Origin of the sequence: Cupriavidus gilardii (assembly GCF_013347325.1) — a bacterium.
GTDB lineage: Bacteria > Pseudomonadota > Gammaproteobacteria > Burkholderiales > Burkholderiaceae > Cupriavidus > Cupriavidus gilardii.
Window position 1 is genome coordinate 419437 of the sequence record NZ_CP054626.1, and the last position, 13536, is coordinate 432972.

At 69.9% G+C, this 13536-nt stretch carries 12 protein-coding genes; 3 read left to right on the forward strand and 9 right to left on the reverse strand.

All coding sequences use genetic code 11. The features are described from left to right. Positions 1 to 21 precede the first annotated feature (21 nt). The 3 genes from FOB47_RS12090 to ilvA form a co-directional block, all read right to left on the reverse strand. A complete protein-coding gene (locus FOB47_RS12090) occupies positions 22 to 927 on the reverse strand; it encodes a TetR/AcrR family transcriptional regulator (RefSeq protein WP_174781184.1) in 906 nt (301 codons plus the stop codon). 119 nt (positions 928 to 1046) lie between these two features. After that, positions 1047 to 1880: an NADPH-dependent 7-cyano-7-deazaguanine reductase QueF gene (queF, locus tag FOB47_RS12095; RefSeq protein ID WP_053821059.1), complete on the reverse strand. Its 834-nt coding sequence runs from the start codon at positions 1878 to 1880 to the stop codon at positions 1047 to 1049. 73 nt (positions 1881 to 1953) lie between these two features. Next, complete coding sequence (gene ilvA / locus FOB47_RS12100) at positions 1954 to 3492, reverse strand: threonine ammonia-lyase, biosynthetic (protein ID WP_053821060.1); 1539 nt, start codon at positions 3490 to 3492, stop codon at positions 1954 to 1956. 334 nt (positions 3493 to 3826) lie between these two features. Here ilvA and otsB point away from each other — a divergent pair, with 334 nt between their 5' ends. The 3 genes from otsB (at position 3827) to otsA (ending at position 8068) form a co-directional block, all read left to right on the forward strand. After that, positions 3827 to 4744, forward strand: a complete 918-nt coding sequence (gene otsB / locus FOB47_RS12105; protein ID WP_174781185.1) for a trehalose-phosphatase — start codon at positions 3827 to 3829, stop codon at positions 4742 to 4744. 119 nt (positions 4745 to 4863) lie between these two features. Next, entirely contained in the window at positions 4864 to 6621 is a 1758-nt protein-coding gene (locus tag FOB47_RS12110; protein ID WP_144425869.1) for a glycoside hydrolase family 15 protein, read from the forward strand. 55 nt (positions 6622 to 6676) lie between these two features. Then, entirely contained in the window at positions 6677 to 8068 is a 1392-nt protein-coding gene (otsA, locus tag FOB47_RS12115) for an alpha,alpha-trehalose-phosphate synthase (UDP-forming) (RefSeq protein ID WP_006578994.1), read from the forward strand. Between the two features lie 159 nt (positions 8069 to 8227). Here otsA and FOB47_RS12120 read toward each other — a convergent pair whose 3' ends face one another. The 6 genes from FOB47_RS12120 to FOB47_RS12145 all read right to left on the reverse strand — a co-directional run bounded on the left by FOB47_RS12120 (position 8228) and on the right by FOB47_RS12145 (position 13529). Beyond that, positions 8228 to 8836 (reverse strand): nucleotidyltransferase family protein, encoded by a 609-nt coding sequence (locus FOB47_RS12120; RefSeq protein WP_053821065.1) that lies wholly within the window; start codon positions 8834 to 8836, stop codon positions 8228 to 8230. Further along, on the reverse strand, positions 8818 to 9846 hold the full coding sequence (locus tag FOB47_RS12125) for an XdhC family protein (RefSeq protein WP_174781186.1): 1029 nt from the start codon (positions 9844 to 9846) through the stop codon (positions 8818 to 8820). Before FOB47_RS12125 ends, FOB47_RS12120 begins: the two co-directional genes overlap by 19 nt. Further along, positions 9819 to 10355 (reverse strand): SRPBCC family protein, encoded by a 537-nt coding sequence (locus tag FOB47_RS12130; protein WP_053821067.1) that lies wholly within the window; start codon positions 10353 to 10355, stop codon positions 9819 to 9821. The genes FOB47_RS12125 and FOB47_RS12130 overlap by 28 nt, the downstream gene beginning before the upstream one ends. Continuing rightward, positions 10346 to 11557, reverse strand: a complete 1212-nt coding sequence (locus tag FOB47_RS12135; protein ID WP_244959407.1) for a vWA domain-containing protein — start codon at positions 11555 to 11557, stop codon at positions 10346 to 10348. Before FOB47_RS12135 ends, FOB47_RS12130 begins: the two co-directional genes overlap by 10 nt. Positions 11558 to 11617: 60 nt before the next feature. Next, positions 11618 to 12526: an AAA family ATPase gene (locus FOB47_RS12140; RefSeq protein WP_174781187.1), complete on the reverse strand. Its 909-nt coding sequence runs from the start codon at positions 12524 to 12526 to the stop codon at positions 11618 to 11620. Positions 12527 to 12674: 148 nt separating this feature from the next. After that, on the reverse strand, positions 12675 to 13529 hold the full coding sequence (locus FOB47_RS12145) for an FAD binding domain-containing protein (RefSeq protein WP_174781188.1): 855 nt from the start codon (positions 13527 to 13529) through the stop codon (positions 12675 to 12677). Positions 13530 to 13536: the final 7 nt, after the last annotated feature.

Below are 13536 nucleotides of genomic sequence, written 5' to 3' on the forward strand. Positions count from 1 at the left end.
GGCTGGGTGGGTCGGTGGCGGTCAGCGGCGACCGGCGGAGCGGCCCTTGCGGTGATCGGTGGGCGGCGCCTCGGGGAGCGCAGAAGGGTGGGTAGATGCGTCGGTAGAGGGGCGTTCCGCGGGCCGGATGCCATGCGTCAGCAGCGCGCGCGCATGCGCGACCATGGCGTCGACATCGACGGCATCGGCGCCGGGCAGACGCCGCCAGATGTGGCCGGTCGCTAGCGGCAGCAGCGCCAGCCCGATCACCGAGACCATCAGCAGCGGCGGCGCGAGCGCGGCATCGATGCGGCCGCGCTCGCGCGCGGCGCTCAGCGCGGCGACCACGACGCCCAGCCGCTGCAGGCCGAAGCGCTGCATCACGCGTTCGCGCAGCTGGCCCTCGCCGGTGACGATCTCGCGCACCCACAACGCCGGAAACCACGGCGTGGCGACGGCCGCACGGATCAGCCGCTCGGCAATGCAGGCCAGCAGCGCGGCGGGGTCGGCGGCCATGTCGGCGGCTGCGTCGCCGGCCTTGGCATTGGCACTGCCATTGGCATCATCGGGCCCGGCCGGCGCAAACACGCGGTCGACCAGCGGCCCCAGCCGTTCCTCGGCGACCGCATCGAGCAGGCGGCCGCGGTCGCCGAAGTAGTAGTGGACCAGCGCCGGCGTCACGCCGGCCCGGGCCGCGATGGCCTTGACCTGGGTCGCCGCGATGCCGTGCTCGGCAAACAGCGTGACGGCGGCGTCGAGCAGGCGCTCGCGCTGGTCTTCGGCGGCAAGCGCGCGCCCCGGTCCGCGCGCCGGCGCGCTGCCGAGGCCCTTGACCGCTGCGGCGCTGCGCCCCGGACGCCCAGGGCGGCGCAGCGGGGCGCCTTCCTGCGGTGAAGCGGGCAGGGCGGCAGCGGAAGCGGTGGAGGAGCGGGAGCGGCGGGCGGTCATGGTCGGGATCTCGTTCGCTGGATATTAATTGGCACATTAATTAATTCAAGGCCTGTTACAAAGAAGCCGGCGTTGCGCTGTCGCGCGCACGCCGGCCTGGCCTTGCCTTGCCTTGGGGGTTACTGCCGCGCGTTGCGCCGGTTATCCGGCCACGGCGTGTTGAAGTTGGTGCGGAACGGGTTGATGTCGAGGCCGCCGCGCCGCGTATAGCGGGCATAGACCGCCAGCTTGACCGGCTTGCACTGGCGCAGCACGTCCATGAAGATGCGCTCGACGCACTGCTCGTGGAACTCGTTGTGGTTGCGGAACGAGATCAGATACTTCAGCAGCCCCTCCTGGTCGATCGGCGCGCCGACATAGCGGATCTGCACGCTGCCCCAGTCGGGCTGGCCGGTGACCAGGCAGTTCGACTTCAGCAGATGCGAGACCAGCGTCTCCTCGACCGGCGTCTCTTCCTGGTCGGCGCGCAGCAGCTGTGGCGCCGGCTCGTAGATATCGGTCTCGATATCGAGCCGGTCCAGCAGCAGGCCGTCGAGCTCGCCCATCTGCTGGCGGGCGAAGTCCGGTTCGGCGGTCAGCCGCACCTGCACCGCGCCGCCGGTCGCTTCGGACAGGTCCTGGCGCAGCAGCTGCTGCAGCGCCTCGGGCGATTCGAGCCGGGTCTGGTTGAAGCTGTTCAGGTACAGCTTGAACGATTTCGATTCGATGATGTTCGGCGTGTCGGCCGGAATGATGAAGCTCGCCAGCGCGACCTGGGGCTTGCCCTTCGGATTGAGCCAGGACAGCTCGTAGGCATTCCAGATGTCCACGCCGAAGAACGGCACCGCGCGGCCTTCGGGCAGGCCGATCTCGGCGCGCTTGGGCGCGCGCGGGATCGGAAACAGCAGGCTGGCGTCGTACTCGGTCTTGTAGGCCGAGACTTTGCCCAGCGGCGAATGTTCGGGCACGGTCATGAGGACTCCTGTCGGGTTCCGCGATGCAGAGGTTCGCAAAGGTGCGGGCGGTTCGGCGGCGCGTCGCAGGCCGTCACGCCAGGAACAGCTTGTAGACGGGGTTGTCGGTTTCTTCCCAGTGTAAGTAACCGAGCGTGGCAAGGAAGGCCTTGAATTCGCGCTTCTCGTTCTTCGGCACCTGGATGCCGACCAGGATGTTCGACGTGTCGGCGCCCTGGTTGCGGTAGTGGAACAGGCTGATGTTCCAGTTCGGGCTCATGCTCGACAGGAATTTCATCAGCGCGCCGGGGCGCTCGGGAAATTCGAAGCGGTACAGCAGCTCGTCCTGCGCCAGCGCCGAATGGCCGCCGACCATATAGCGGATGTGCTGCTTGGCCAGTTCGTCGTTCGACAGGTCCAGCGCGGCAAAGCCGTGGCGGCGGAAGGCCGCGGCGATCTTGTCGCTTTCGGCGCGGCTGCCGATCTGCACGCCGACGAAGATATGCGCGAGCTGGTTGTCGGCGATCCGGTAGTTGAACTCGGTCACGTTGCGCGTGCCCAGCTGTTCGCAGAAGCGGCGAAAGCTGCCGCGCTCTTCCGGAATGGTCACCGCGAACACCGCCTCGCGCGCCTCGCCGACCTCGGCACGTTCGGCGACGAAGCGCAGGCGGTCGAAGTTCATGTTGGCGCCCGAGGCGATCGCCACCAGGTTCTTGCCCTTGAGCTTCTCGCGCTCGGCATACGCCTTCAGGCCGGCGACGGCCAGCGCGCCCGAGGGCTCCAGGATGCTGCGCGTGTCCTGGAACACGTCCTTGACGCCGGCGCACAGCGCATCGGTATCGACCAGCACGATCTCGTCGACCAGCTCGCGCGCGATGCGGAAGGTCTCCTTGCCGGCCAGCTTGACCGCGGTGCCGTCCGAGAACAGGCCCACGTCCTTCAGCTCGACGCGCTTGCCGGCGTCGATCGAGCGCTTCATCGCATCGGAATCGACCGTCTGCACGCCGATCACCTTGATCTCGGGGCGCACCGCCTTGATGTACGACGCCACGCCGGCGATCAGGCCGCCGCCGCCGATCGCGACGAACACCGCGTGGATCGGGCCCGGGTGCTGGCGCAGGATTTCCATGGCGACGGTGCCTTGGCCGGCGATCACCTCGGGATCGTCGAACGGATGGATGAAGGTCAGCTTGTGCTTGCGCTGCAGTTCGGCGGCGTGCTGGTAGGCGTCGCTGTACGATTCGCCGTGCAGCACCACCTGCACCCACTTGCCGCCGTGCTTGCGCACCGCGTCGATCTTGACCTGCGGCGTGGTCACCGGCATCGCGATGATGGCCTTGCATTCCATCCGCGCGGCGGCCAGCGCGACGCCCTGCGCGTGGTTGCCCGCGGAGGCGGCGATCACGCCGCGCTTCAGTTCGTCGGCGGTCAGCGAGGCCATCTTGTTGTAGGCGCCGCGCAGCTTGAACGAGAACACCGGCTGGGTGTCCTCGCGCTTGAACCAGACCCCGTTGCCGATTCGCGCCGACAGTTCGCGGGCGTAGGTCAGCTCGGTCTCCTGCGCCACGTCGTACACCTTGGCGGTCAGGATCTTCTTCAGGTAGTCGGGTTTGCTGGCTGTCTTGCGGGTCATGTCGACGACCGGCGCGGGGCCGGATTGGATGGACGGAAGAAGGCGAAGGGCCGGCGCCGCGAAGCGGGGCGCAGGGGGCGGCTCGGGGTCGCGGCGCGTCATGTCCGCGCCGCCCTGGGCATCGGCCCTGGCATTCGGGAAACCGCTAATGATAAAGGATCGGGCGGCGCCGGGTCCGCATGGCCCATGGTGGCGGAAGACGATGCACGCCACGCGGGCGTGTCGCACCGCCGCAGTGCAGCCGGCGGCCTGGCGGGTGCGCTGGTGACGCATCCGCCTTGTAGGACGCCGCCCGGTGGACGCTCGTCAAGCTATCGTGATACGGTGTGCAGCGATGTCATCCCTTCCGCTGATCGATCCCGATAACGCGCTATTCCTCGACTTCGACGGCACGCTGGCCGACCTGGCGCCACGCCCGGAGCTCGTGCAGGTCGAGGCGGGACTGGTGGGAACGCTGCGCACGCTGCACCGGCAGCTGAGCGGCGCGGTCGCGATCGTATCGGGGCGCACCATCGCCGAACTCGACGCCTTTCTTGCGCCGCTGCAACTGCCCACGGCAGGCGTGCACGGCGCCGAACTGCGCGACGCCGAGGGCCGGCGGCTCGAGGTCCCGGCCCCTGATCTGGACCGGCTGCACCGCCGGCTCGAGGATTTTGCCCAGGCCCATCCCGGGCTGCGGCTCGAGCGCAAGCCGATGGCGCTGGCGGTGCATTACCGCGCGGCGCCCGAACTCGAAATGCTGGTGCGCGAGCAGGTCGCCCAGGCGCTGGGCGATGTCAGCGGACTGGAAATGCTCCACGGCAAGATGGTGGTCGAGGTCAAGCCGGCCGGTGTCACCAAGGGCAGTGCGGTCGAACTGATCATGCGCTCGCCGCCGTTTGCGGGCCGCATGCCGATCTTCGCCGGCGACGACGTGACCGACGAGGATGGCTTCGCGATGGTCGCCCATCTGGGCGGGGTCGGCGTGCTGGTCGGCCAGCGGCAGAGCGCCGCCACCGTCAGCGTGCCGGCGCCGGCGGACCTGCGCGCCTGGCTGCATCGCAGCGCCAGGGCGCTCGAAAGCGGCCGGGCCGGCACGGCGCCGGCCCCGCATGCCGCCGCGAGCGGTCGCGACACCGGCACCGATACACCGTCCGGCACTACGTCCGAGACCACGTCCGGCATCTCGTCCGAGACCACGCCCGTCGCCGCGGCCGCCGCAGGCCCGTCCGGCACCGGCGCCAATCCATCCGCGTCCACCACCTCATCCTGACAAGGAGGAAGTTCGTGAGTCAGCCTGAATCCGGGGTCGCGCGCAACCGCGCAGACGAGGTCAACAGCGACGGCAGTGCGCAGGGCGGGCGATATTGCCCGCCTTCGCTATCGCTGGGCATGATCGGCAATTGCGCGTTCTCCGCGCTGGTCGACTCGCGCGGCCGCATCGTCTGGTGCTGCCTGCCGCGCTTCGATGGCGATCCTGTCTTCAACGCGCTGCTCGACCCCAGCGAGAACGCGGGCCATTTCTCGATCGAGATCGAGGACTTCGCCGAGTCGCGCCAATGGTACGAGCCGAACACCGCGGTGCTGCGCACGCGGCTGACCGACCGCCACGGCAACTGCCTGGAGATCACCGATTTCGCGCCGCGCTTTTTCCGCCTCGGCCGCTATTTCCGCCCGCTGACGCTGGTGCGGCGGATCCGCCCGGTCAAGGGCGCGCCGCGCGTGCGCGTCTCGATCGCGCCGCGCTTCAACTGGGGCCGCACGAAGCCGCAGACCTCGCGCGGCAGCAGCCATGTCCGCTTCATCGGCGACGACATGACGCTGCGGATGACCACCGACGCGCCGCTGACTTATGTGATGGCCAACACGCCGTTCCTGGTCACGCAGGGCATGAACTTCATCCTCGGCCCCGACGAGACGCTGCAACACGGCGTCGACGAGACCGCGCGCGACTTCGAGCAGGAGACCATCTCGTACTGGAAACTGTGGACGCGCCGGCTGGCGGTGCCGCGCGAATGGCAGGACGCGGTGATCCGCGCCGCCATCACGCTGAAGATGTCGCTGTACGAGGAGACCGGCGCGATCGTCGCCGCGATGACGACCAGCATTCCGGAAGCGCCGCACAGCGGCCGCAACTGGGACTATCGCTTCTGCTGGCTGCGCGATGCCTTCTTCGTGATCCGCGCGCTGAACAGCCTGTCCGAAGTCGGCACGATGGAAGACTATCTGCGCTGGATGTCCAATGTGGTGATGCAGTCCAAGGACGGCCATATCCAGCCGCTGTACGGCATCGGCCTCGAACGCGAGCTGCCCGAGAGCGTGCTCGACCATGTCGCGGGCTACCGCGGCATGGGTCCGGTGCGGGTCGGCAACCAGGCGCAGGAACACTTCCAGCACGACGTCTACGGCAATGTGGTGCTCGGCGCCGCGCAGGCCTTCCACGACCACCGGCTGCTGCATCGCGGCGGCCCCGCCGAATACCGCGTGCTGGAGCAGGTCGGCGAGCAGGCGGTGCGCGTGTTCGGCACGCCCGATGCCGGCATGTGGGAGCTGCGCACCCGCGCAAGGGTGCATACGTCATCGGCGCTGATGAGCTGGGCCGCCTGCGACCGGCTCGCCAAGATCGGCGACAAGCTGCAGCTGCCGTCGCGCGCGGCCTACTGGCGCAAGCATGCGGAAACGATGCGCGAGCGCATCCTGCGCGAGTCGTGGAGCGAGGAACGCCAGGCCTTCGCCGAGAGCTTCGGCGGGCGCGAGCTCGACGCCAGCGTGCTGCTGATGGCCGAGGTCGGCTTCATCGATCCGCGCGACGCACGCTTCGTCGCGACGATCGAACGGCTGGAAGAGGTGCTGTGCGATGGTCCGTACATGCGCCGCTACGAGGCGCCGGACGACTTCGGCAAGCCCGAGACCGCCTTCAATATCTGCACCTTCTGGCGGATCGATGCGCTGGCGCGTATCGGCCGCAAGGAACAGGCACGCGAGATCTTCGAGGCGATGCTGGCCGCGCGCAATCCGCTCGGCCTGCTGTCCGAAGACACGCATCCGGTCACCGGCGAGATGTGGGGCAATTTCCCGCAGACCTATTCGATGGTCGGCCTGATCAACGGCGCGATGCGCCTGTCGTCGCCATGGGACGCGGTGATCTGAGCCGGCCCCGATTCACCGGGAGGCGCGCGCCGGCGCGCCGCCACACAGGAGGCCTATGTCAAGACTGGTAGCGGTATCCAACCGCGTCGCCGACCCCCGCAATGCCGCCGCCGGCGGACTGGCGGTGGCGCTCGGCGAAACGCTGAATGCCACCGGCGGGCTGTGGTTCGGCTGGAGCGGCCGGGTCGTCGAGACCGCGCAGGGTGGCACGCCCGGAGAAGGCGAACTGCATCTGCAGCATGCCGGCGACGTGACGCTGGCCACGGTCGACCTGAGCCGCGAGGACCACGACGCCTACTACCTCGGCTACAGCAATGGCGTGCTGTGGCCGGTGTTCCACTACCGCGTCGATCTGGCCGATTTCGACGCCGGCCATCTGAACGTCTACCGCCGCGTCAACCAGCTGTTCGCACGCAAGCTGGCGCCGCTGCTGCGGCCGGACGACATGATCTGGATCCACGACTATCACCTGATTCCGCTGGCGGCGGAACTGCGGGCGATGGGATGCGGCCAGCGCATCGGCTTCTTCCTGCATATCCCGCTGCCGCCGCCGCCGATCCTGACGACGATCCCGCAGCACGAATGGCTGATGCGCGCGCTGTTCGCCTATGACCTGATCGGCTTCCAGAGCCAGGCCGACCTCGAGCACTTTGCGCGCTACGCGCAGTCCGAGGCGGGCGCGGAGCCGATGGGCGATCACCGCTACCGCGCCTTCCATCGCACCGTGCGGGCGCAGGCGTTTCCGATCGGCATCGACGTCGACGAGTTCGTGTCGCTGGGCAAGGGCCACGAGGCGCAGGAAACCTACGAGATGATGATGGGCCAGTACGCGCGCCGGCGGCTGCTGCTCGGTGTGGACCGGATGGACTATTCGAAGGGGCTGCCGGAGCGGTTGAAGGCGTTCCAGGCGCTGCTGGCGCAGTATCCCGAGAACCGTTCGAGCGCCACGCTGATCCAGATCGCCGCGCCGTCGCGCGAATCGGTCGACGCCTATGCCGATCTGCGGCGCCAGCTCGAAGGCATGTCGGGGGCGATCAACGGCGAGTACGGCGAACTGGACTGGATGCCGATCCGCTATATCCACCGCACCACGTCGCGCCGCCGCCTGCCGGGACTGTGCCGCGCGGCGCGCGTCGCGCTGGTGACGCCGCTGCGCGACGGCATGAACCTGGTCGCCAAGGAATATATCGCCGCGCAGGACCCGGACGATCCCGGCGTACTGGTGCTGTCGCGCTTTGCCGGCGCCGCCGAGCAGCTGAAGGAAGCGCTGCTGGTCAATCCCTACGATATCCAGGGCACCGCGCAGGCGATCCAGCAGGCGCTGCACATGCCGCTGGCCGAGCGGCAGAGCCGGCATCAGAAGCTGCTCGAGAACATCCGCGCCCAGGACGTGCACTGGTGGAGCCGCGAATACCTCCGGAGTCTGGCGGAGAGCGATCAGGGGTGATCGAGGGAAACCGCCTCCCTCTCCCCAGCCCTCTGCCCCTGAGGGGGAGAGGGAGAACCCAATAGGGAAGCGGGCGGCGAGCGGGATTTTCTCCCCTCTCCCGCTCGCGGGAGAGGGGTCGGGGGAGAGGGCAGGCGGCGCGCGTTCAGCCGCCGCCAGTCAATGCAGATCCTCTGGCGTATCGATATCCCGGAACGCGCCGTCGTGATCGGTCAGGATGCGCGTTACCGCCCGGCCCTGCAGCAGCGCGCGGGCGCCCTCGTCGCCGTCCAGCCGCAGCAGCGCGTCGCGCCAGGCGGGGCCGAATGCCACCGGGTGGCCGCGCCGGCCGTCGCGCCACGGCGCGGCGATCGCTTCGGCGCTGGCCTCCGGCGTGACGATGCTCAGCGCCACCGCGCGCGCCAGTTCGACCGGCAGCCACGGCATGTCGGCCAGCGCCACCAGCCATCCGCGTGCGTCCGCGCGGGCCTCTACCGCCGCCGCCAGCGCCGCGCCCATGCCGGCCTCGGCGCGCGCGCAGGCCAGCACCGTGCAGCCGCCCTCGCTCAATTCCCGTTCCAGCTGCGGCTGTCCCGGCCGCACCACGGCGATCGCGCCGGGCAACGCGGTGGCCAGCGTGCGGGCGCTGTGCCACGCCACGGTGCGCCCGTCCGGCAGCGTCTGCAGCAGCTTGTTGCGCGCGCCGCTTGAATCGAAGCGGCGGCCGAAGCCGGCCGCCAGCAGGATGCCGGCCGGCAGATCCGAGTCGATCAGCGGCCCGGACTGCATGCGCTGGCCTCGTTGGCCGCGAGTTCGCGCGCGGCCTTGGCGCCCTCGACCTGCAGGATGTCGGGCAGCGACACGTGGTTCTTCGCCGCGACCACCTCGGCCAGGATCGAGATCGCGATCTCCGGCGGCGTGCGGCTGCCGATATAGATGCCGACCGGCCCATGCAGCCGCGCCAGCTGCGCGTCGTTCAGATCGAATTCCTTGAGCCGCTCGCGCCGCGCCTGGTTGTTGCGGCGCGAGCCCAGCGCGCCGACATAGAACGCGCGCGTGCGCAGCGCCTCCATCAGCGCGAGGTCGTCGAGCTTCGGATCATGCGTCAGCGCGATCACCGCGCAGCGCTCGTCCAGCTTCATCTCGATCACGGTGTCGTCCGGCATGGTGCGCACCATCGTGACGCCGGGAATGTCCCAGGTCTCGGTGTATTCCTCGCGCGGATCGCAGACCGTGACCTGGAAGCCCAGGCCGACCGCGATCTGGCACAGGTACTTCGACAGCTGGCCGGCGCCGATCACCAGCATCCGGTATCGCGGGCCATGGATGGTGGCCAGCGTGCGGCCGTCGAAGCTCAGGCCGTCGGTGGCCTCGGCCGGGCCCAGCGTGGCCTTGCCGGTCGCCATGTCGAGCGTGCGGGTCACCAGCCGGCCGTTCTCGACGGCGTCCAGCAGCTCGGCCAGGCCGCTGTCGGCCGTCACCGGTTCGGCCACCAGTTCGATGGTGCCGCCGCACGGCAGGCCGAAGCGGTGCGCCTCCTCGGCGCTGATGCCGTACTTGATCGCCTCCGGCGTACGGGCCGCGATGCCCTCGCGCCGGACGCGGTCGATGATGTCGTCCTCGATGCAGCCGCCCGACACCGAGCCGACCACCAGCCCGTCGTCGCGCACCGCCAGCATCGCGCCCTCGGGGCGGGGCGACGAGCCCCAGGTCCTGACTACCGTGACCAGCAGCGTGCGGTGGCCTTCGGCGGTCCACCGCACGCTGCTTTTCAGGACTTCGAGATCCACGCTGTCCATGATCGCTTCCGTTTCGTTTGTTCGCCTTCGGCCGAATCGGCCGCAGAAGGTTCATCCACCGGCGACGCGCCGCCGCTGACCGCCTCGCAGAAGCGCGTGAAGAAGGTGTCCGCCATCTTGCGGGCGGCACCATCGACCAGCCGCGAGCCGATCTGTGCGATCTTGCCGCCGACCTGCGCCTGCACCGTGTAAGACAGCACCGTCTCGTCGCCGTCCGGGTCCAGCCGCACCTTCGCGGTGCCCTTGCCGAAGCCGGCCGCGCCGCCCTGGCCATCGAACGCGATCGTATAGCTGTCCGGCGCCTGGATGTCCTGCAGCGCCATCCGGCCCTTGAACTTCGCCTTCACCGGCCCGACCGCGGCGGTCATGCTCAGCAGGTAGGCGTTGTCGCCGTCGGGCTCGATACTCTCACATCCCGGAATGCAATGCTGGAGCAGGGCCGTGTCGTTCAACGCCTCCCAGGCGACCTGCTGCGGCACCGGCAGCCGGTGGGTTTGGGTCATTTCCATGGTGCGGGGTTCTCCTTGTCGTTGTTGGCCCGGCGCGCCGATGGCGCCGCGAGCAGCGATTCCAGCGCGAACAGGCTGGCCAGGTTGTGGGCGGGACGCAGCGCGTCGACATGCGGCAGGATCGCCTGCACGCCGCGCGCCTGCGGCGTGAAGCCCGCGTAGCGCAGCAGCGGATTGAGCCAGACGATGCGATGGGCGAAGCGCCGCAGGCGCGCCATTTCGCCGCCGAGCAGGTCGATCCGTTCGTGATCGAGGCCGTCGGTGACCAGCAGCACGGTGGCGCGGCCGCCCAGCGTGCGGCGCGCCCACTGGCGATTGAAGGTCGACAGCGCGGCGCCGATGCGCGTGCCGCCGGCCCAGTCGCGCACCTGCTGCGCGATCGTTTCAACGGCATCGTCGGGATCGCGCTCGCGCAGCGCCCGGCTGATATTGGTCAGCCGCGTGCCGAACAGGAACACCGACAGGCGCTCGCGCGATTGCATCAAGGCATGACAGAAGTACAGCACCGCGCGCGAATACTGGCTCATCGATCCCGAGATATCGAGCAGCAGCACCAGCGGCGGGCGCCGCTCGGCATGGCGGCGGTATTTCCAGCGCAGCCATTCGCCGTGCTGTCGCACCGCCAGCCGCGCGCTGGCGCGCAGGTCGGCATGGCTGCCGTGGGCGGCCGCGCGCAGGCGGCGCGTGCGCTCGGTCGCCAGATGCGTGCGGCGTGCGCGGATCAGATGCTGCAGCGCGCGCCATTCGTCGGCCGACAGCGTGTCGAAGTCGCGCTGCGCCAGGCGCTCCTGCGCGGAGAAGGTCAGTACCGCGCCGATGCGCTGCTCGGCGGGGGACGCGGGCGGCTTCGCTTGCGCGGCCGGCGGCTCGCGCGCCGCCAGCGCGTCGGCGAGCCGGTTGCTGCGGCGGGGCGGCGGTGCGCCAGCCTCGACGCGCGGCAGCAGCAGCGCGCGCAGCTTGCCTTCCCAGTCGGGGTCGCGCCAGAACAGATCGAAGGCGGCGTCGAACAGCGGCCGCTGATCGGGCCCGGACAGCATCAGCGCGGCCAGTGTGGCATGCACCTCGTCGCGCCGGCCCAGGTCGACGTGCCACAGCGCGTGCAGCGCGTCGATGGCCTGCGCCGGCGACAGCGGCAGGCCGGCGCCGCGCAGCAGCCGCACGAAATGGGTGATATTGCGCGCCAGCACCGGCAGCGCAGGCACGGTACGCTCCGCGGCCGGGCCGTCCGGCGCCGTCGCGGCGGCTGGCGGGCGCGGCGCCACTCAGCGCTCCCCGGCCGGCTCCGTCGGCGTGCCGGCCAGCAGCTCGGCCACCGTTGGCCCGTCGACGCGCGCGAGATCGTCCTGGTATTTGAGCAGCACGCCGAGCGTATCCCGCACCGAGTCGGGATCGAGTTCGGTCACGCCCAACGCAGCCAGTGCGCGGCACCAGTCGATCGCCTCGGCGATGCCGGGCACCTTGAACAGGTCGATGCCGCGCAACCGGTGCACGAAGTCGATCGCCTGGGTCTGCAGGGCCGCCGCGGCTTCGGGGGCGCGGGCCGCGACGATGTCCAGTTCGCGCTGGCGCTCGGGATAGCCGATCCAGCGATAGAGGCAGCGGCGCTTGAGCGCGTCGTGCACCTCGCGCGTGCGGTTCGACGTGATCACGATCAGCGGCGGGCGCTGCGCGGCGATGCGGCCGATCTCGGGGATCGACACCTGGTATTCGGACAGCACCTCGAGCAGGAAGGCCTCGAACGGTTCGTCGGCGCGGTCGATCTCGTCGATCAGCAGCACGCGCGGCACCGCGGGGGCGGCCGGGTCCGGCAGCAGCGCCTCCAGCAGCGGGCGCTTGAGCAGGAATTCGTCGCGGTACAGCGATTGCGCCTCGGGCCGTTCGCCGCGCGCCTCGGCCAGGCGCAGCGCCATGATCTGGCGCGGATAGTCCCATTCGTACAGCGCGCTGGCGGCGTCGAGCCCTTCGTAGCACTGCAGCCGCAACAGCTTCGTGCCCAGCCCCGCGGCAATCGCCTGCGCCAAGGCGGTCTTGCCGACGCCCGGCTCTCCTTCGAGAAACAGCGGGCGCTGCATCTTCAGCGCGAGGAACAGCACGGTCGCGGTCTCGCGGTCGGCGAAGTATTGCTCGCGCTGGAGCAGCGTCAGGGTCTGGTCGATCGAAGCGGGCAGCATGAAGGCGAGGTCTGGCGAGGTCGGGCCGGGTCGGGCTATGGCTGGCGATGGCTGGCGATGGCGGGCAGCGTGCTGATGAACGTGATCCGGTCAGCGGCGGGAGGCCGCGGCGAAACGGCGGACCGGCGAGCCGGCCCGCCGTTTCGCTTCAGGGCGATGGCGAGGAAGTGTGCGGGGACGATCGCCCCAGCGCCTGCTCCACCGCGCGCCCGGCCAGCACCGGGATCAGATGCGCCCGGTACTCGGCGGACCCGTGCAGATCGTCGTTCAGGCCCTCGGTCGGGATCGTCACCGCACGCGCGGCCGCCGCGCTGAAGTCGGCCGACAGCGCCCGCTCCAGCGGCTGGCAGCGGAACACCGCGTCGGCGGTGCCGGTGACGGCAACCCGCACGTCGCCGCTCCCATCGCCGCCGCCGGTGCCGAAGCCACGCGCCACCATCACGCCGACCAGCGCAAAGCGCGAGGCCGGGTTGCGGAACTTGACGTAGGCGGCCTGCCGCGGACAAGGGAAGCGCACCGCGGTGATCAGCTCGTCCGGCTCGAGCGCGGTCTCGTACATGCCGACGAAGAAATCGTCGGCGGCGATGCTGCGCCGGTCGGTCACCACGGTGGCGTTCAGGCCGAGCACCGCGGCCGGATAGCAGGCGGCCGGATCGTTGTTGGCGATCGAGCCGCCCAGCGTGCCGAGCGCGCGCACCTGGCGGTCGCCGATGCCGCCGGCCAGCGCCGCCAGCGCCGGCAGCCGGCGCTTGACCTCGGGGTGCGCCTCGACATCGGCGTGCCGCGCGCCGGCGCCGATCACCAGCGTGTCGCCTTCGACGCGGATGTCGCGAATGCCGGGAATGCGGTTGATATCGACCAGCGTCGACGGCGCGGCCAGACGCAGCTTCATCGCGGCGATCAGGCTCTGCCCGCCCGCCACGATCTTCGCATCGGGGTCGCTGCGCAGCAGCGCGGCCGCCGCCTGGACATCGGTCGCGCGTTGGAACTGGAATGCGTACATGGATGTC

Bases quoted from the DNA above. Each gene is read 5' to 3' on its own strand.
- FOB47_RS12090 (WP_174781184.1), bottom strand. From the start codon at position 927: ATGACCGCCCGCCGCTCCCGCTCCTCCACCGCTTCCGCTGCCGCCCTG.
- queF (WP_053821059.1), bottom strand. From the start codon at position 1,880: ATGACCGTGCCCGAACATTCGCCGCTGGGCAAAGTCTCGGCCTACAAG.
- ilvA (WP_053821060.1), bottom strand. From the start codon at position 3,492: ATGACCCGCAAGACAGCCAGCAAACCCGACTACCTGAAGAAGATCCTG.
- otsB (WP_174781185.1), top strand. From the start codon at position 3,827: ATGTCATCCCTTCCGCTGATCGATCCCGATAACGCGCTATTCCTCGAC.
- FOB47_RS12110 (WP_144425869.1), top strand. From the start codon at position 4,864: ATGATCGGCAATTGCGCGTTCTCCGCGCTGGTCGACTCGCGCGGCCGC.
- otsA (WP_006578994.1), top strand. From the start codon at position 6,677: ATGTCAAGACTGGTAGCGGTATCCAACCGCGTCGCCGACCCCCGCAAT.
- FOB47_RS12120 (WP_053821065.1), bottom strand. From the start codon at position 8,836: ATGCAGTCCGGGCCGCTGATCGACTCGGATCTGCCGGCCGGCATCCTG.
- FOB47_RS12125 (WP_174781186.1), bottom strand. From the start codon at position 9,846: ATGGACAGCGTGGATCTCGAAGTCCTGAAAAGCAGCGTGCGGTGGACC.
- FOB47_RS12130 (WP_053821067.1), bottom strand. From the start codon at position 10,355: ATGGAAATGACCCAAACCCACCGGCTGCCGGTGCCGCAGCAGGTCGCC.
- FOB47_RS12140 (WP_174781187.1), bottom strand. From the start codon at position 12,526: ATGCTGCCCGCTTCGATCGACCAGACCCTGACGCTGCTCCAGCGCGAG.
- FOB47_RS12145 (WP_174781188.1), bottom strand. From the start codon at position 13,529: ATGTACGCATTCCAGTTCCAACGCGCGACCGATGTCCAGGCGGCGGCC.